Origin of the sequence: Xenorhabdus doucetiae, from assembly GCF_000968195.1 — a bacterium.
Lineage (GTDB): Bacteria > Pseudomonadota > Gammaproteobacteria > Enterobacterales > Enterobacteriaceae > Xenorhabdus > Xenorhabdus doucetiae.
Genome location: NZ_FO704550.1, coordinates 1,552,574 through 1,571,643, shown reverse-complemented (window position 1 = coordinate 1,571,643; position 19,070 = coordinate 1,552,574). Strand labels below are relative to the sequence as shown.

Here is a 19,070-nt window from a genome sequence, read left to right as displayed (position 1 = left end):
AATTCTCAAACCGAAGAGACAATTCTCAAGAAAATACGGTTATTCTCACAAAAATCAGAGGTGCAAAAATTGGATATACAAAAAACGGCACCCTAAGGTGCCGTTAGTTTAATTAAGTAATAACTGATATCTTAGCTATCGCTATAGATATTCACGCGGTCACGTAACTCTTTACCCGGTTTAAAGTGGGGAACATATTTACCGTCCAATTCCACTTTATCACCTGTTTTTGGGTTACGACCCACACGCGGAGCCCGGTAGTGAAGAGAAAAGCTGCCGAATCCGCGAACTTCAATACGTTCACCTGCGGCTAATGTTTCTGCCATATGATCAAGCATTTCTTTCACTGCATCTTCAACGGCTTTGGCCGGCATGTGAGATTGTTGCTCCGCAAGTCTTTCGATTAATTCAGACTTGGTCATGGTACCTCCCTAAACTACCGTATTCGGGTAATATCCCCTGCTCGAAAATATTACCCGCCGTTATTGACTTAGATTATTCGCCTTTAGCTGCTTTGAAAGCTTCAGCCATTGCGTTGTTAGCGAAGTTTGTATCTTCTTGTTTGTTCACAGAAGCGATAGCGTCTTTTTCATCAGCTTCGTCTTTTGCACGAACAGACAGGTTGATTACGCGGTTTTTGCGATCAACGCCAACATATTTAGCTTCAACTTCATCGCCAACGTTCAGAACTTGAGTTGCATCTTCAACGCGGTCACGAGAGGCTTCTGATGCACGCAGGTAACCTTCAACGCCGTCAGCTAATTCAACTGTAGCACCTTTTGCGTCAACTGCAGTGACTTTACCAGTCACAATTACACCTTTCTTGTTTACAGACAGGTAATTGTTGAATGGATCTTCTGCCAGTTGCTTGATGCCCAGAGAGATACGCTCACGCTCTGCATCGACTTGCAGAACTACAGCAGCGATTTCGTCGCCTTTCTTGTATTCACGAACTGCTTCTTCACCTGCAACGTTCCAGGAGATATCAGACAGGTGAACCAGACCGTCGATGCCGCCGTCCAGACCGATGAAGATACCGAAGTCAGTGATAGACTTGATTTTGCCTTCAACACGGTCATTTTTGTTGTGAGTCTCAGCAAATTGCTGCCAAGGGTTAGCTTTACACTGTTTCAGACCCAGGGAGATACGACGACGTTCTTCATCGATATCCAGAACCATAACTTCCACAACGTCACCAACGTTAACAACTTTGGATGGGTGGATGTTCTTGTTGGTCCAATCCATTTCTGAAACGTGTACCAGACCTTCAACGCCTTCTTCGATTTCAACGAAGCAGCCGTAGTCAGTCAGGTTAGTTACGCGACCAGTCAGTTTAGTACTTTCTGGATAACGTTTAGCGATTGCTACCCATGGATCTTCACCCAGTTGTTTCAGACCCAGAGATACACGAGTACGCTCACGGTCGAATTTCAGTACTTTAACTGTGATTTCATCGCCCACATTGACGATTTCGCTTGGATGTTTAACACGTTTCCAAGCCATATCAGTAATGTGCAGCAGGCCATCAACGCCGCCCAGATCAACGAACGCACCGTAGTCAGTCAGGTTCTTAACGATACCTTTAACTTCCATGCCTTCTTGCAGGTTTTCCAGTAGCTGATCACGTTCTGCGCTGTTTTCAGATTCGATAACTGCACGACGAGAAACAACGACGTTGTTGCGTTTCTGATCCAGCTTGATGACTTTGAACTCAAGCTCTTTGCCTTCAAGGTGAGCCGTGTCACGGACAGGGCGAACATCAACCAGTGAACCTGGCAGGAACGCACGGATACCGTTCAGTTCTACAGTGAAGCCACCTTTTACTTTGCCATTGATAATACCAGTGACAGTTTCAGCTTCTTCGTATGCTTTTTCCAGCATCAGCCATGCTTCGTGACGTTTCGCTTTCTCACGGGACAGGATAGTTTCACCGAAACCATCTTCTACCGCATCCAGAGCTACGTCGATTTCATCGCCAACTTGGATTTCCAGCTCACCCTGAGCATTTTTGAATTGTTCTACAGGAATTGCAGATTCTGATTTCAGACCTGCGTCAACCAATACAACGTCTTTATCGATAGCAACTACGACGCCACGAACGATGGCACCTGGGCGAGTTTCGATAACCTGTAGGGATTCTTCAAAGAGTTGAGCAAAAGATTCTGTCATGTTAATGATCTTCAAGTTTTTTAATTAACGTCCATTTAGCTTCCAGCCGAATGGGGTTGTTTTACATGCCTCGCAACTTTTCCCTGTTACAAGGTGTTTTTAGTGTACCAGCATATTTCACTACCAATACACCAGAATTCTATATACATCTTCTTGATACACGACTGCAAGCGTGTATTTACGAAAATTAAGATTATGCGGGTATTTCCAGCGCGTTTCTCGCATAAGTCAGTGCTTTATCAATCACTTCTTCGATAGACATGCTGGTCGAATCCAAGATCAATGCATCTTGTGCAGGCACTAAAGGCGCAACTGCCCGATTGCGGTCGCGGAAATCCCGCTCCTGTATTTCGGACAAAAGGTTTTCAAAATTAACACTAAAACCTTTCTCCTGCAACTGTAACATGCGTCTGCGAGCTCGTTCTTGCGCGCTTGCATCAAGAAATATTTTCACTGGTGCGTCAGGAAACACGATGGTTCCCATGTCACGGCCGTCGGCTATCAGCCCAGGCGCAATACGGAAAGCTCTCTGCCGACGCAAGAGCGCTTCACGGACACGTGGGAATGTCGCCGCCTGTGAAGCTGTGTTTCCAACGGTTTCGGTACGAATTTCATTGCTGACATCTTCGCCTTCCAGAATCACCCGGAGCTTGCCATTTTCAGGCACAAAACGAACGTCCAGGTTTGCTGCCAGAGGAACCAGAGCGTCTTCAGACTGGATATCCACCTGATGATGGATGGCTGCCAGTGCCAATACACGATAAATGGCACCTGAATCAAGCAATTGCCAATCTAACGCTTCAGCCAATGCCTGACATAGCGTTCCCTTGCCAGCACCACTTGGCCCATCAACGGTTATTACTGGGGCTATTGCCGCCATTATTATCCTCCTTTTCGCATAACATTCGTATAACAGACAGGTCATCTACCGAATGCAAAAAATTGCTTAATTAGCAAGCAATAAAAATCGGCCTTATTATACGGTGCTCAACAGGTGAGAAAAACAGGCAAAGCCCATTTATTTCCATCTCTATTTATTTTGTGTATTGACTGAGCTTTTCAAGCCGATTGAAATAATCTGGGAATGTTTTTGCTGTACAGCCTGGATCAAGGATGGTGACTGGGGTGTCCGATAGGGCCACCAGCGAAAAACACATTGCAATTCGATGATCATTATAGGTTTCAATTTCAGCATGATTGAGTTTTTCTGGTGGAGAAACTCGAAGATAATCATGCCCTTCTTCCACTTCGGCACCTATTTTTCGTAATTCCGTTGCCATCGCATTCAGCCGATCCGTTTCCTTTACCCGCCAATTATAGATATTGCGGATAACGGTGTCTCCCTGTGCAAACAATGCGGTTGTCGCAATCGTCATTGCCGCATCAGGAATGGCATTCATATCCATATCAATACCGATCAATGTGCCACGTTCGCATTCGACAAAATCATCCCCCCAACGAACAGTCGCCCCCATCTGTTCCAACACATTGGCAAATTGGGTATCCCCTTGCAGGCTATTTTTGCCAATGCCCGTAACACGAACGGTGCCGCCTTTAATGGCGGCTGCGGCCAGAAAATAAGATGCTGATGAAGCATCGCCTTCCACCAGATACTGCCCCGGAGACCAATATTGCTGCTGACCTTGAATGTGAAAAACCTGATAGTGTTCATTGGCCACTGTTACACCAAAACTTTTCATGAGTGCCAAGGTAATATCAATATAAGGTTTCGATACTAAATCACCTTGTATGCGGATCTCCGTGTCGTTTTTCGCCAATGGCGCAGCCATCAGCAAAGCGGTCAGGAATTGGCTGGAGACACTGCCGTCAACGGTAATTTTGCCGCCCGAAAATCCCCCCTTGATATGCAAGGGAGGATAATTTTCCTGTTCAAGATAATCAATTTTTGCCCCGCCTTGGCGCAGTGCATCGACCAAATGACCGATGGGACGCTCTTTCATCCGAGGTTCGCCGGTCAATACCACGCTCGTATTGCTGTCTTCTCCCAAACATTCCTCACCCAAACATAGCGCCGCAGCCAATGGACGCATTGCGGTGCCGGCATTACCGAGGAACAATTCAATACCGCTTTTACCTGTAATGCGACCGCCAATCCCCTCGACTTCACAGACAGTACGGTCAGCGGATAGGCGATAGGAAATACCCAATGCAGTCAAAGCATTAAGCATGTAACGGATATCATCGCTGTCCAATAAATTGGTGAGCCGGGTTGTTCCCTTGGCAAACGCAGCCAGTAACAAAGCGCGGTTAGACACACTCTTAGAACCGGGCAAGTTAATTGTTCCATTAATACGGGAAATAGGTTGTAACGTCAGGGATTGCATAATAGCGGGGAGTCTCCGGTTTTTTCATTGGGATAATCGAGAGCGGGAGGCGTTATCCCTCCCGACGATAAAACATTATGCGTTGCGGCGTTCAAAATCAGCCATAAATTCAACCAATGTTTTTACACCTTCATAAGGCATGGCGTTATAAATGGAAGCACGAGCGCCCCCTGCAACTTTGTGCCCTTTCAACGCATGTAGCCCGTGCGCATAGGCCTCTTCCAGAAACTGACTATCTAATGCTGGGTTAGCCAGTTGGAATGGGACATTCATGATAGAACGGTTTTCCGGGGCAACGCGGTTGATATACAGCTTGCTTTTATCAACCGCGCGATAGAGATGTTCGGCTTTTGCATGGTTACGTTTGCTGATTTCTTGTAACCCGCCTTGCTCTTTTAACCATTTGAAGACCATGCCGGACAGATACCATGCAAATGTCGGTGGCGTGTTATACATAGAGTCATATTGGGCCAGTACCGTATAATCCAAGATAGATGGCGTATGCGGGTGTGCTTTACCCAATAAATCTTCACGGATAATGACAACCGTTATGCCTGCTGGCCCAATATTTTTTTGTGCCCCGGCATAGATAACCCCATAACGGCTAACATCAATGGGATTAGAGAGAATGGTTGAAGAGTAATCGGCAATGACAATTTTATCGTCACCAAAATCAGGCTCTTCAAAAATGGCAATGCCGTCAATCGTTTCATTCGGACAATAATGGATATAGGCCGCATCGCTGCTCAAGGCCCATTCACTCATCGACTTCACACTTTTGACACCATCCGTTTCTGCCCTGATATCAATGATATTTGGCGTGCAATATTTTTCTGCTTCTTTCGCTGCACATTCAGACCAGTAGCCACTCACAATATAATCTGCTGTCGATTTATCACCCAATAAATTTTGCGGTAACGCCGAGAATTGCCCACGGGCACCGCCGTGACAAAACAGCACTTTGTAATTCTCAGGTATTGCTAATAAATCTCGGAGATCTTTTTCTGCCTCGGCTGCAACAGCCACAAACTCTTTGCTGCGGTGGCTGATTTCCATTACCGATGTCCCCAAGCCGTGCCAGTTGCAAAGTTCCTGCTCTGCACGTCGTAATACTTCTGCTGGCAACATAGCTGGACCAGCGCTGAAATTATATACCTGACTCATTATTAACTTCACCCTATCAATGGATACAATAAAATCGGACGTATTGGTTTTATCACTCCCGCCGTAGCGCTGCAACGGTTATTAAACATTTGTTGAAACCTATAGCATAACTCGTTGATGAATCATCTTATGATAAATAATGCAATGAGTTATAACCAAAATAAGAAAACGTCAAAGAAAATAGTCTGAGTAATATTGGTTTTTATTTAAAAAAGAAAATTATTGATGAGTGTAAGAAATAATTGGAATATAAAAAGGCGCATCAAATGCGCCTTTTTATAGACTTCAATCAGGAATTAATATTTATTAAACATTTCCTGAATTTTTGCAGCATCAGCAGTTTGCGTCAGAGCCAATTGCAGAAGCACGCGCGCTTTCTGAGGATTCAGACGCTCTGATGCGACAAAACCATATTTGCTGTCGTTAACTTCCGCATTCTGAGTGGTATAACCGAAAGGAATACGGCTGGAGCGAACAACAACAACACCCTCTTTAGCGGCTGTCGCCAGTGTGTCAAGAATGGACTTATAGATATTACCGTTACCGACGCCGGCACTGACAATACCCTGATAGCCATTTTCAACAAAGGCTTTGGCCGGCAGATCAGAGGCGTTGGAATGGTTATAAACGATGCCAACTTTTGGCAATTTATCCAGCTTGCTCACATCGAAAGCAGCTTTGCCGGCCTTGACTGATGCCGCAGAATAGTAGTGTACGTTACCATTGTGAACAAAACCCTGAGCACCCGCATTCACAGGCTGGAATGCTTGAACTTCGGTTGTGCTCAGTTTACCAATGTCACGGCCATGAATAACGGAATCATTCATCGCCAGCAGAACACCACGGTTTGCTGAGTTTTTATCAGCCGCAACCACCACTGCGTTGTACAGGTTTAACGGACCATCAGCACCCAGCGCAGTCGATGGACGCATTGCCCCCACCATCACGACAGGCTTCTGACATTGTGTGGTCAGATCGAGGAAATATGCCGTTTCTTCCATGGTGTCAGTACCATGGGTGATAACAAAACCATCGGTTTTGTCACAATCTGCGTTGATTTTTTTCGCCAGAGTCAGCCACACCTGATCGTTCATGTCCTGAGAACCGATGCTGACAACCTGCTCGCCTTTCAAATCCGCAATATTTTTAATTGCCGGTACCGCATTCAGCAGGGCATCAATGCCTACTTTACCCGCGGTATAATTCGATTGAGTTGCAGATTCACCACCCCCGGCAATTGTGCCTCCAGTTGCCAAAACCGTAATGTTTGGCAGAGCGAAAGCAGAACCACTAACTAAAGCCAGAAAACCGGCAATTGCTGTTATTTTAGTCTTTTTCATTATTCAACCTTTTGTAAAAAAAGCCATTTTATTATGTAAACTCACAATAAATAAACTCTAATTAACAATAATTTTTGGGAATTGATAGAGCGGATAAAAAAAACGCCGTATGATATGCGCCTTTAACATACATTGAAGTGAATCACGATGACGCAGACCTATATCCCAGGCAAAGATGCCGCGTTGGAAGACTCCATTAGCCGCTTTCAGCACAAACTGGAGTCTCTTGGTTTTAATATTGAAGAGGCCTCATGGCTGAATCCTGTTCCGAATGTTTGGTCAGTACATATCCGCGATCGTGACTGCCCGCTGTGCTTTACGAATGGCAAGGGTGCCAGCAAGAAAGCGGCTTTGGCCTCTGCATTGGGAGAATATTTTGAGCGTCTATCGACAAACTATTTCTTTGCTGATTTTTATCTCGGTAATACCGTTGCTAATGGCGAGTTTGTTCATTATCCAAATGAAAAATGGTTCCCATTGCCAGAAGATGATTCTCTGCCAAAGGGGATTTTAGACGAACGCCTGCACCGTTTTTACAATCCAGATAACGCGCTTTGCGCCAGCCAGTTAGTTGATCTGCAATCGGGTAATGAAGAGCGTGGGATCTGTGCCCTGCCATTCACTCGCCTGTCAGATCATCAAACGATTTATATTCCAATGAATATTGTCGGAAACCTGTACGTTTCAAACGGCATGTCAGCCGGCAATACCATGAATGAAGCACGTGTTCAGGGATTATCGGAAGTCTTCGAGCGCTATGTGAAAAACCGCATTATCGCAGAATGCATCAGTTTGCCTGAAATTCCACAAGAGATAATGGATCACTACCCAAGCGTGGTGGCATCGGTCAATAAATTGCAGGAAGAAGGCTTCCCGCTCTATTGTTACGATGCTTCACTGGGTGGGCAATTTCCCGTCATTTGCGTCGTCCTGTTCAATCCTAATAATGGCACTTGTTTTGCCTCCTTTGGCGCCCATCCTGATTTTGGTGTTGCACTGGAGCGCACAGTCACAGAACTGTTGCAAGGCCGTAGCCTGAAAGATTTGGATGTCTTCACTCCGCCGAGTTTTGATGATGAGGAAGTTTCTGAGCATACTAATCTGGAAACTCATTTTATTGATTCCAGCGGTGCAATCAGTTGGGATCTGTTTAAGCAAGATGCCGATTATGAGTTTGCCGACTGGAATTTCAGCGGAACGACAGAGGAAGAGTTCACCACCCTGATGGGGATCTTCAATCAACTGGATGCAGAAGTTTATGTTGCTGATTATGAGCATCTTGGCGTTTACGCTTGCCGGATTCTGGTGCCCGGCATGTCCGATATTTATCCGGTCGAAGATCTGCACATTGCCAATAACACCATGGGAACTCATCTGCGCGACACCATTCTGGCATTGCCGGAAAGCCAATGGCAGCCAGAAGAATATTTGGCTTTCCTCGAACAGTTAGATGATGAAGGTTTGGATGATTTCACCCGTGTCCGTGAGTTATTGGGCATTGCGGCGGGTAAAGATAACGGCTGGAGCAACCTGCGTATTGGTGAATTGAAATCCATGCTGGCACTGGCCGGCAAAGACTTGGAACAAGCCCTGATTTGGGTTGAGTGGACACAAGATTTTAATGCCTCGGTTTTCACGGCGGAACGTGCTAACTATTATCGCTGTCTGCAAACGCTGTTGCTGTTGACTCAAGAAGAAGATCGCAAACCAGAGCAGTATTATCAGGCATTTGTCAAAATGTACGGTCAAGACACGGTCGATGCGGCTTCTGCTGCGCTTGCCGGAGAAAACTGCTTCCATGGCCTATGGGCTATTGATTCAGAATTAAAAGCATTGCCCGCTCATCAAGCATTACTGAATGCTTATGAGAAACTGCAAAAAGCCAAACGTGAATTTTGGTCGAATAAATAAACTGTTGCATTAGCGTTTGTTAATAACAAAAAGTAAATTTCAGGTTAAATACAATTTATTTTTAAATAACAAATAAATGACAATTTAACCTGTTATTTTACTTTTAATCTCCAAAAGACTAAAAGCACCAATATAAAATATTTTATAAAAATTAAAAATATTTATCATTTAAAATCATTAAGTTATCATAAAATCATCTCGTTTATCCTGCCATACTTCATTAGATTTTCAGCCTAATATGATCCATATCAAATTCAGGCCAATGCCCGTTTGTTACTATCAAGGCGTGCTATAATTAATCAAGGATAAAGAGCGTGTTAGTATGAAAACTGACAACCCTTTTAATTTATTTCCGCCTGCTGTAATGGCACAAATCGCTGATGATAGTGGTGTCTATAAAACCCATAAACATCCCGCAGTGACGTATTTATCGGCAATCATGGCAGGTGTGTTTATTTCCATTGCTTTTGTTTTTTATATTACGGCAACAACCGGAACCGCCTCTATTCCTTATGGATTAGCGAAATTAACCGGCGGGATCTGTTTCTCCCTTGGCCTGATGTTAGTGGTGATATGTGGTGTCGACCTCTTCACGTCCACCGTATTAACGATCATTTCAAAAGCGACAGGACGTATCACTTGGTCTCAAATGTTCAAAAACTGGATTAACGTGTATATCGGTAATCTGATTGGCGCCCTGTTTTTCGTCGCCTTGGTTTGGTATTCCGGCCAATATGCCGTTGCCAATGGGGCTTGGGGTTTGAATGTCTTACAGACCGCAGACCATAAAATGCACCACTCTTTTGTCGAGGCCGTATGTCTGGGGATTTTAGCCAACTTGATGGTATGCCTGGCTGTCTGGATGAGCTATGCCGGACGCAGTTTGATCGATAAGCTATTTGCATTAATCCTGCCCATTGGCATGTTTGTTGCGAGTGGTTTTGAACACAGTATCGCTAACATGTTCTTAATTCCGTTCGGGATCATAATCAAAAACTTCGCCCCAGAAGCATTTTGGCAGCAAGCAGGGACAACCCCTGAAAAATTTCCCCAACTGAACGTTTCCAGTTTTATTACTGATAACCTGATCCCTGTCACGATAGGTAACATTATTGGCGGTGCGGTATTGGTCGGGTTGGCTTATTGGTTGATGTATTTACGTGGCGACAAAAAACAGTAAGTTGCCTCCCTATCAGATTTCTTAAAATTTCCACTGTTAAAAGGTAGAAGTATCATGTCCGAGTTAAACGAAAAATTTTCTGTAGCATGGCAAGGCTTTAACGAGGGTAGCTGGCAGAATGAAGTCAATGTCCGTGATTTCATCCAGAAAAACTATCTCCCGTATGAAGGGGATGAATCATTCCTTGAGGGTGCCACAGAAGCGACAAACGTTTTGTGGGAAAAAGTCATGGAAGGTATCAAAATCGAAAACCGCACCCATGCACCGGTAGATTTTGATACTGATATTGCGTCTACCATTACCTCTCATGATGCCGGTTATATTGAGAAAGCGTTGGAACAAATCGTTGGCCTGCAAACCGAAGCGCCACTGAAACGTGCCATTATTCCCTTTGGTGGCATTAAAATGGTTGAAAGTTCCTGTAAAGCTTACGATCGCGAACTCGACCCAAAACTGAAACAAATTTTCACTGAATATCGTAAGACGCATAACCAAGGGGTATTCGATGTTTACACCCCCGATATACTGAAATGCCGTAAATCGGGTGTCTTGACCGGCCTGCCTGATGCTTACGGCCGTGGTCGCATTATCGGCGATTACCGTCGTGTTGCGTTGTACGGTATCGACGTCCTGCGCGATGAGAAATTTGCTCAATTCACCTCCTTGCAGGAAAAATTGGAAAACGGCGAAGAGTTAGAAGCGACCATTCGCCTGCGTGAAGAGCTTGCCGAACAGCACCGTGCCCTGAGTCAAATCAAAGAGATGGCGGCTAAACATGGCTATGATATTTCCAACCCTGCCACCAATGCCAAAGAAGCCGTGCAATGGACTTATTTCGCTTATCTGGCCGCCGTTAAATCCCAAAACGGGGCGGCGATGTCCTTTGGCCGTGTTTCCACCTTCCTGGACATCTACATCGAACGTGATATTCGGGCAGGTAAATTGACCGAACAACAAGCTCAAGAGCTGATCGACCATTTGGTCATGAAATTGCGCATGGTACGTTTCCTGCGTACACCAGAATATGATGAGCTGTTCTCCGGCGACCCTATTTGGGCAACCGAATCACTGGCGGGTATGGGCCTGGATGGGCGGACGCTGGTCACCAAAAACAGTTTCCGCTTCCTGAATACGCTCTATACCATGGGACCATCCCCGGAACCTAACATGACCATCCTGTGGTCTGAAAAACTGCCCATTAGCTTTAAAAAGTTTGCCGCAAAAGTCTCGATCGATACGTCATCCCTGCAATATGAAAATGATGACCTGATGCGCCCTGACTTCAACAGCGATGATTATGCTATCGCGTGCTGTGTCAGCCCAATGGTGGTGGGTAAACAAATGCAGTTCTTCGGCGCCCGCGCGAATCTGGCAAAAACCATGCTGTATGCCATCAACGGCGGTGTGGATGAAAAAATGAAAATGCAGGTTGGCCCGAAAGAAGAACCCATGAAAGACGCCGTGCTGGATTATGATAAGGTCATGGATCGCATGGATCATTTCATGGATTGGCTGGCAAAACAGTATGTCACGGCCCTGAATATCATCCACTACATGCATGATAAATATAGCTACGAGGCATCATTGATGGCACTGCATGATCGTGATGTGGTTCGCACCATGGCGTGTGGCATCGCAGGCCTGTCTGTTGCTGCTGACTCACTGTCTGCGATTAAATATGCGAAGGTTTCCCCAATCCGCGATGAAGATGGGCTGGCAATTGATTTCAATATTGAAGGTGAATATCCACAATTCGGTAACAACGATCCCCGTGTTGATGATATCGCGTGTGATCTGGTTGAACGTTTCATGAAGAAAATTCAGAAACTACAAACCTACCGCAATGCCATTCCGACACAATCAGTGCTGACCATTACCTCAAACGTGGTTTATGGTAAGAAAACGGGTAATACGCCGGATGGGCGTCGTGCCGGCGCACCCTTTGGACCCGGTGCGAACCCAATGCACGGGCGCGATCAAAAAGGTGCCGTGGCGTCATTGACTTCGGTGGCTAAACTGCCGTTTGCCTATGCCAAAGATGGTATTTCATACACGTTCTCTATTGTACCCAATGCGTTGGGTAAAGATGATGAAGTGCGTAAAGCCAATCTGGCGGGTCTGATGGATGGTTATTTCCATCACGAAGCGGATATCGAAGGGGGTCAGCATCTGAACGTCAATGTGATGAACCGCGAAATGCTGTTGGATGCCATGGAACATCCTGAGAAATACCCTCAATTGACCATTCGTGTATCAGGCTACGCGGTGCGGTTTAACTCTTTGACGAAAGAACAACAACGGGACGTTATCACCCGTACATTTACTCAATCTATTTGATAATGACTTGAAATAGAGTGAATTAAAATCGCGTTACCTCAGCATGTCATTATGTTCTATTGAAATAAAATGGCATACACTAAAGGCCCCTTAATACTTGGGGCCTTTATTAGCTTGTCAGTTTTGGAGAAATCCCTTCATGTCCGTACTTGGCCGTATCCACTCTTTTGAATCTTGCGGCACCGTCGATGGCCCCGGTATCCGCTTTATCGCGTTTTTCCAAGGCTGCCTTATGCGCTGCCTCTATTGCCATAACCGCGATACTTGGGATACCCACGGCGGAAAAACCGTCACGGTTGAAGAATTAATAAAAGAAGCAACGACCTATCGTCATTTTATGAATGCTTCGGGCGGCGGGGTCACCGCTTCCGGTGGTGAAGCCATTCTTCAGGCTGAATTTGTACGTGACTGGTTCAGGGCTTGCCATGAAGAAGGCATTCATACCTGTCTGGATACCAATGGCTTTGTGCGCCGTTATGATCCGGTGATCGATGAGCTACTGGACGCGACCGATCTGGTGATGCTGGATCTAAAACAGCTTAACGATGATATTCACCAAAAATTAGTCGGCGTATCCAATCACCGGACGCTTGAATTCGCCCGTTATCTGGCAAAACGTAATCAAAAAACCTGGGTCCGTTATGTTGTCGTTCCCGGTTGGTCGGATGATGATCAATCCGTTCATTCACTGGGTGAGTTTACCAAAGAGATGAAAAATATTGAAAAAATAGAACTCTTGCCCTACCACGAACTGGGTAAACATAAATGGATTGCCATGGGTGAGGAATATCAATTGGAAGATGTTAAACCGCCATCAAAAGAGACAATGGAGCGAGTAAAAGGTATTTTGAGCCGTTATGGTCATCATGTAATCTATTAGATTCCCCCTCCTTATCCTCTAACCCTCTAATTAATAGAGTAATCTGTCATTCTGCATAAAAACTGATTCTCAATCATTTGAGGTCAGTTTGCTATGGTCAAAATAAAGCATAGATCAGAATAATCTAACAATAAGGAGAAAAATATTTTATTCTAAAAACAGACAATATATGACAGCAAAATGAAATCATTTACTTTATGTAAAGAGAAATTAGAAAATTAAGCTAAAATGATAGCCAGATAATCAATAAAAAACTCTACCTATATTCATCATTACCTATAAAAATCCCTCTTTTCCACCGATAAAGATTAAAATTAATACTTGTTGATTAATAATTTTTATATGATAATCCTGCCGCCTTCTATAACAACTTGTGCCAATAAAACAGGCATAGAAAAAAGTCAATTCAACAATTACTATTCAGTAAAATAAATCGGAAAAGATATGGATACTCATGATATGAATCCCAACTCAGGAGAAAACAACGTCTCTTTGAGCAAGGAAAAAGATACATTCATTCCAGATGGCCGTGCCGTGGGAGCTGGAGCTGCGACAGAATGGATTGGTAATGCGTGGGAAATGTTTAAAGCAAAGCCAATGAAATGGATATTAATAGCCTTTATCTATTTTATCATTATGATAGCTTTGCAGTTCATTCCTGTTGGCAATATGGTCAGCGCTCTGTTTGGCCCGGTATTTATTGCTGGATTTATTGCTGCCAGCGAAAAGCAAAGAACAACCGGTGATTTTGATATTGAATTACTTTTCCATGGGTTTAAGAATAAACTTGGTTCATTAATGGCTGTCGGTGGACTTGTTATCGGTATATATACTGGGTGGTATTGCTGCTGTCATGCTTGGAGGAACAAGCCTAATACAAATCATTTTGACTGGGCAAGATCCTGATCCGATGCTATTAGTGGGTGGCCTGTCTACTTTGATGTTAGCACTATTAGTTATATTACTCTTTAGCATCGTTGCCGCTGCATTTAGCTGGTTTGCGCCAGCCCTGATTATCATCAATGACTTAAAATTTGGTGAAGCAGTATCAATGAGCCTGAGCGCAGTTAAGAAAAACCTCTTCGGCGGTTTTCTCTTCTTCTTGCTGATGGGCATTCTGTTGTCAATTTCTGCTATTCCAATTATGTTAGGTTTAATTGTTACTTTCCCTTTATATATGGCAACTTATTATACTTCCTATCGCAGTATCTTTTATGCGCCAGAATCTCAAGAGACAAAATCTCGCTTAATTAGCTAAATATTTTTCGTAGAAATTGATATGTAAAAAGCGCTGTTTCTAGCGCTTTTTTATTACTATTTAATGACATTGCATGTTGGAATGAAAAGATTAAAGTTGAATAAGATCTATTATTAACATAAGGGAAAAATAATGGATAATAAAAATCTTCCTCCTGATTTAGAAAAACCACATAATAACTCAGTTAATGAGCACACTGTCTTTATTCCTGATGGTCAAGCCATTGGAGCAAGTGCAGCTATTGCCTGGATAAGTGATGCCTGGCATTTTATATCTCCCAAACTTGGTATGTGGATATTAATGGGAATTATCTATGGTGTTATCAGTTTAGGTATTTTACTCATTCCTAAATTTGGTTTTCTCCTGTCTGATGTACTGGAGCCGTTATTGCTTGCCGGAATTATTGCCATTTGCGAAACACAAAGAACGACAGGTAAATTTAAATTAGGAAAGTTATTTCCTGGTTTCCGTTATAAATTTAGCACTTTATTGACGGTGGGTATCATTATTTGTGGCATAAGGACACTGGGAGGGGTTATTTCTGCCTTGCTGGACGGTGATGATCTCTACCCGGTTGTTTTCGATGATCTCTATTCATCTTTCTATTATGCTCTAATGGCCATTGATGATCATTCAGAAACATCATTTTTATCGCTTTGTGTTTCCCTGATTTCCTTGTTTTTCTTTACTGCATACTCTTGGTTTTCGCCTGCATTAATTATATTAAAAGATTTTAATGTAGGAAAAGCGCTTTCAATGAGTCTTAATGCTTTCTGGAAAAACTTCTTAGGTGTAATACTATTTATTATTTTTCTCTATCTTTTGTTCGTTATTTCTATGATCCCTCTGTTTTTAGGGGCTCTATTCATCACTCCATTAACTCTGGTAACCTATTATTCCTCTTATCGTCGTGTTTTTTATAAACAAGAATCTCAAAAAGATGAGATAGCGATAACAAATTAATTCATGATTGTGGCCCGTAAAAAAAGCGCCATATTCGGCGCTTTTTGATTAAGAATAAAATGGCATTAACCAATATATTCCAGTCCATTCATATAAGGACGCAATGCTTCCGGGATTTCAATACGACCATCGGCCTGCTGATAGTTTTCCATCACAGCAACCAGAGTACGACCTACCGCCAGACCAGAACCGTTCAGTGTATGCACCAACTGCGTTTTCTTGTCATCTTTACCACGGAAACGCGCCTGCATACGACGAGCCTGAAAATCCCACATATTGGAACAAGAGGAGATTTCGCGATAAGTATTCTGCGCCGGTAACCAGACTTCCAGATCGTAAGTTTTTCTTGCGCTCGCACCCATATCACCCGTACACAACAGCATCTTACGGTAAGGAAGATTCAGTAACTGCAATACCTTCTCAGCATGCCCTGTCAGTTCTTCCAGTGCTTCCATGGATTTTTCAGGATGAACAACCTGAACCAATTCAACTTTATCAAATTGGTGCATACGGATGAGGCCACGAGTATCACGGCCATAAGAGCCTGCTTCAGAGCGGAAGCACGGAGTATGTGCCGTCATTTTCAGCGGCAACATGCTTTCATCCAGAATTTCATCACGAACTAAGTTGGTAACGGGAACTTCCGCCGTTGGGATCAGGGCATAATGGCTGCCAGTTTCTTCTTCCAATGGCCGGGTGTGGAACAGATCTTCACCAAATTTAGGTAACTGACCCGTACCATACAGAGAGTCATGGTTAACTAAGTAAGGAACATAAGTTTCCAGATAACCATGCTGTTCAGTATGCAGATCCAGCATGAACTGCGCGATGGCACGGTGCAAACGAGCAATCTGACCTTTCATGACGACGAAACGTGAACCCGTCAATTTAACCGCTGCCGCAAAATCAAGGCCGCCGGTCAACTCTCCCAGTGAGACATGATCTTTGATTTCAAAATCATACTGGCGAGGTTCACCCCAACGACTTATTTCCAGATTATCACTGTCATCTTTTCCATCCGGAGAAGCATCGTCTGGGATATTCGGCATGCTTAATGCAATATTACGGATCTCAGCCTGCAAAGTTTCCAGTTCAGCTTTTGCTGAATCCAGTTTTTCTCCCAACTGATTCACTTCCTGACGCAGTGGTTCAATATTTTCACCACGGGCTTTCGCTGCACCAATAGCCTTCGATCGGGAATTACGTTCTGCTTGCAGGGTTTCAGTTTCAACTTGTAAAACTTTGCGGCGCTCTTCGAGTTGGCGCAGCGTCTCCACATCAAGGGTATAACCCCTGCGAGCCAGTTTTTCGGCGACTGCGTCTAGCTCATTACGCAGTATATTTGGATCGAGCATGCTAGTCCTGTGCTTGTTGTTATTGAAAAATGGTTATTGAAAAAGTGTTATTGAAAAAGATTGTTAGGTATATCCCTATAAGCTTCAAGTTTCAGCTCGCAAGATAAACGCGGCTTATTATCCCCCCGCGACGCGGGGGGATAATCAATGCATCTTGAAGTACGACGAGTATAAACCTTACCGTATCAAGAAAATTAACGATAGCGTTTTATCGGGCTATTTTGGTCCTGTTCCATTAACCAGTCTAATTTCTCGCCAATCTTACCTTCCAACCCTCTGGCAGCCGGATAATAATAACGGGTTTGCTGCATTTCTGGTGGAAAATAGACTTCGCCAGCCGCATAGGCATTCGCTTCATCATGAGCGTAACGGTACTCTTCCCCAAACCCAATGTCTTTCATCAGCTTAGTCGGGGCATTACGCAAATGGGCAGGCACGTCATAATCGGGTTTGTTCTGCGCATCCGCCATCGCGGCTTTGAATGCAGTATAAACCGCATTACTTTTCGGTGCACAAGCAAGATAGACAATGGCCTGTGCAATCGCTCTTTCCCCTTCGGCCGCCCCGACGCGCGTAAAACAATCCCACGCCGCAATGGCTATCTGCATTCCGCGTGGATCAGCATTGCCCACATCTTCAGAAGCAATGGCCAGTAACCGGCGGGCAACATAAAGGGGATCACCGCCTGCGGTGATAATTCGGGCATACCAGTAAAGCGCCGCATCAGGCGCTGAACCACGGATCGATTTATGCAGGGCAGAAATTAAATCGTAATATCGATCACCTTGATTATCAAACCGGGCACTGCGTTCCCCGCTCACTTCTTTTAACAATTCCGGTGTCAAAACCCGTTGCCCTTGCGCATTGGTTTCCACCATATCCGACATCATTTCCAGCAAATTCAGTGAGCGACGGGCATCTCCCGCCACCAGCTCTGCTATCATCTGACGAGTATTGTCTGGTAATACAATATCTTGCCCACCAATACCTCGCTCTGCATCGTTCATGGCCTGAATCAGCACCTGTTCAATTTCTGCCGTTGAAAGTGATTTCAATAAATAAACACGCGCTCGTGACAACAAGGCTGAATTTAATTCAAAGGAAGGATTTTCGGTCGTTGCACCAATAAATGTGATCGTACCGTCTTCGATATGGGGTAAGAACGCATCCTGCTGGCTTTTGTTAAATCGGTGAACCTCATCGACAAATAAGATGGTTCTGCGCCCTGCATGACGGTTTTGCCGGGCTTTTTCTATAGATTCACGGATCTCTTTTATGCCAGAAGTGACGGCCGAAATACGTTCAATATCCGCTTGCGCGTAATAACCCATAATTTCGGCCAGTGTTGTTTTTCCGGTTCCGGGCGGTCCCCATAAGATCATGGAGTGGAGGAGGCCCGCTCGGATTGCCCGTGGCAGCGGTTTTCCTTCCGCCAACAAGTGTTGCTGGCCGATATAATTTTCTAATGTGACTGGCCGCATTCTTGCGGCCAGTGGCTGAAATTCATTCTGTGAAAAATCGAGAGAAAGATTGTTCACTTAAGACCTCACTGGCGTTGATCATCCAGCGTGACACCTTCTGGCACGATAAATTTGAATTTCGCCGCATCCACGTGGGTATTTTGCTGCCCTTGCAATTGATAAGCACTTTTTTGCCCATCCTGTTCAACGGCAGTAAATTTTTGGATCGTGCCTTCCGGCGTCACGGTAATTGAAAAATGTTTTAAATTGCCATTAGTATTATGTGGCATGAGTTCAAAGTGATTGCCGTTTTGCACAACCTTGTACTGTTTCCAGTCGGCAGGATCGTTACGCGCAATAAGCATAAATGGCGTATTTCCTGTGGCTTCTTTTAACCAATTTGCAGTCACCTGTTCAACAAAAGGATTATAAAACCACAACGTTTTACCATCAGAAACCAAAACACTTTCATCAGGTGAGGTCATGTGCCAGTTAAACAAATTAGGACGTTTGATCCAAAGTTCCCCTGCTCCTTTTTGGATCGTCGAACCATCATTACTCGTCACTGTTTGCGTAAAACTGGCATGAAAGCTATTCACCTTTCCCAAGCGCCCTTGTAGATCCTGCGTCGCATCAGCCCAGGCAGAACCTATGCTCACACCCATTATCAGACAACCAATCAACATCAGTTTTTTCATGTGCGAGATA

General features: G+C 44.4%; 16 protein-coding genes. 7 read left to right on the top strand and 9 right to left on the bottom strand.

Annotated elements, in window-relative coordinates; genetic code table 11:
- Positions 1-131: 131 nt before the first annotated feature.
- The 6 genes from ihfB to ansB all read right to left on the bottom strand — a co-directional run bounded on the left by ihfB (position 132) and on the right by ansB (position 7,018).
- Entirely contained in the window at positions 132-422 is a 291-nt protein-coding gene (ihfB, locus tag XDD1_RS07275; protein WP_045969974.1) for an integration host factor subunit beta, read from the bottom strand.
- A 73-nt stretch (positions 423-495) separates the two neighbouring features.
- The gene (gene rpsA, locus XDD1_RS07270) at positions 496-2,169 is read right to left on the bottom strand and encodes a 30S ribosomal protein S1 (RefSeq protein WP_045969972.1); all 1,674 of its coding nucleotides are present in this window, start codon (positions 2,167-2,169) and stop codon (positions 496-498) included.
- 193 nt (positions 2,170-2,362) lie between these two features.
- Entirely contained in the window at positions 2,363-3,049 is a 687-nt protein-coding gene (gene cmk / locus XDD1_RS07265) for a (d)CMP kinase (RefSeq protein ID WP_045969971.1), read from the bottom strand.
- Positions 3,050-3,203: 154 nt separating this feature from the next.
- Positions 3,204-4,514 carry a 3-phosphoshikimate 1-carboxyvinyltransferase gene (gene aroA, locus XDD1_RS07260; protein ID WP_045969969.1) on the bottom strand — a complete coding sequence of 437 codons (1,311 nt, stop codon included), beginning with the start codon at positions 4,512-4,514 and terminating at the stop codon, positions 3,204-3,206.
- A gap of 75 nt (positions 4,515-4,589) precedes the next feature.
- Positions 4,590-5,678, bottom strand: coding sequence for a 3-phosphoserine/phosphohydroxythreonine transaminase (serC, locus tag XDD1_RS07255; protein ID WP_045969967.1), 1,089 nt, complete (start codon positions 5,676-5,678; stop codon positions 4,590-4,592).
- A 296-nt stretch (positions 5,679-5,974) separates the two neighbouring features.
- Entirely contained in the window at positions 5,975-7,018 is a 1,044-nt protein-coding gene (ansB, locus tag XDD1_RS07250) for an L-asparaginase 2 (protein WP_045969965.1), read from the bottom strand.
- A 147-nt stretch (positions 7,019-7,165) separates the two neighbouring features.
- Between ansB and ycaO the strand changes: the two genes are divergently transcribed.
- The 7 genes from ycaO to XDD1_RS07220 all read left to right on the top strand — a co-directional run bounded on the left by ycaO (position 7,166) and on the right by XDD1_RS07220 (position 15,547).
- Positions 7,166-8,929, top strand: a complete 1,764-nt coding sequence (gene ycaO, locus XDD1_RS07245) for a 30S ribosomal protein S12 methylthiotransferase accessory factor YcaO (RefSeq protein WP_045969963.1) — start codon at positions 7,166-7,168, stop codon at positions 8,927-8,929.
- Between the two features lie 322 nt (positions 8,930-9,251).
- Complete coding sequence (gene focA, locus XDD1_RS07240; protein ID WP_045969961.1) at positions 9,252-10,109, top strand: formate transporter FocA; 858 nt, start codon at positions 9,252-9,254, stop codon at positions 10,107-10,109.
- Between the two features lie 54 nt (positions 10,110-10,163).
- A complete protein-coding gene (pflB, locus tag XDD1_RS07235; RefSeq protein WP_045969959.1) occupies positions 10,164-12,446 on the top strand; it encodes a formate C-acetyltransferase in 2,283 nt (760 codons plus the stop codon).
- 139 nt (positions 12,447-12,585) lie between these two features.
- Entirely contained in the window at positions 12,586-13,326 is a 741-nt protein-coding gene (gene pflA / locus XDD1_RS07230) for a pyruvate formate lyase 1-activating protein (protein ID WP_045969957.1), read from the top strand.
- 444 nt (positions 13,327-13,770) lie between these two features.
- Positions 13,771-14,232, top strand: coding sequence for a hypothetical protein (locus XDD1_RS19880; RefSeq protein ID WP_231854476.1), 462 nt, complete (start codon positions 13,771-13,773; stop codon positions 14,230-14,232).
- Positions 14,213-14,584 carry a hypothetical protein gene (locus XDD1_RS19875; RefSeq protein ID WP_231854475.1) on the top strand — a complete coding sequence of 124 codons (372 nt, stop codon included), beginning with the start codon at positions 14,213-14,215 and terminating at the stop codon, positions 14,582-14,584. Before XDD1_RS19880 ends, XDD1_RS19875 begins: the two co-directional genes overlap by 20 nt.
- A 132-nt stretch (positions 14,585-14,716) precedes the next feature.
- A complete protein-coding gene (locus XDD1_RS07220) occupies positions 14,717-15,547 on the top strand; it encodes a BPSS1780 family membrane protein (RefSeq protein WP_045969955.1) in 831 nt (276 codons plus the stop codon).
- A 65-nt stretch (positions 15,548-15,612) separates the two neighbouring features.
- On the opposite strand, the gene serS is transcribed toward XDD1_RS07220, so the two are convergent.
- The 3 genes from serS to lolA form a co-directional block, all read right to left on the bottom strand.
- Complete coding sequence (serS, locus tag XDD1_RS07215) at positions 15,613-16,902, bottom strand: serine--tRNA ligase (protein ID WP_045969953.1); 1,290 nt, start codon at positions 16,900-16,902, stop codon at positions 15,613-15,615.
- Positions 16,903-17,096: 194 nt separating this feature from the next.
- On the bottom strand, positions 17,097-18,440 hold the full coding sequence (locus XDD1_RS07210; RefSeq protein WP_045969951.1) for a replication-associated recombination protein A: 1,344 nt from the start codon (positions 18,438-18,440) through the stop codon (positions 17,097-17,099).
- Between the two features lie 8 nt (positions 18,441-18,448).
- Entirely contained in the window at positions 18,449-19,060 is a 612-nt protein-coding gene (gene lolA / locus XDD1_RS07205; protein WP_045973379.1) for an outer membrane lipoprotein chaperone LolA, read from the bottom strand.
- Between the last annotated feature and the right edge of the window lie 10 nt (positions 19,061-19,070).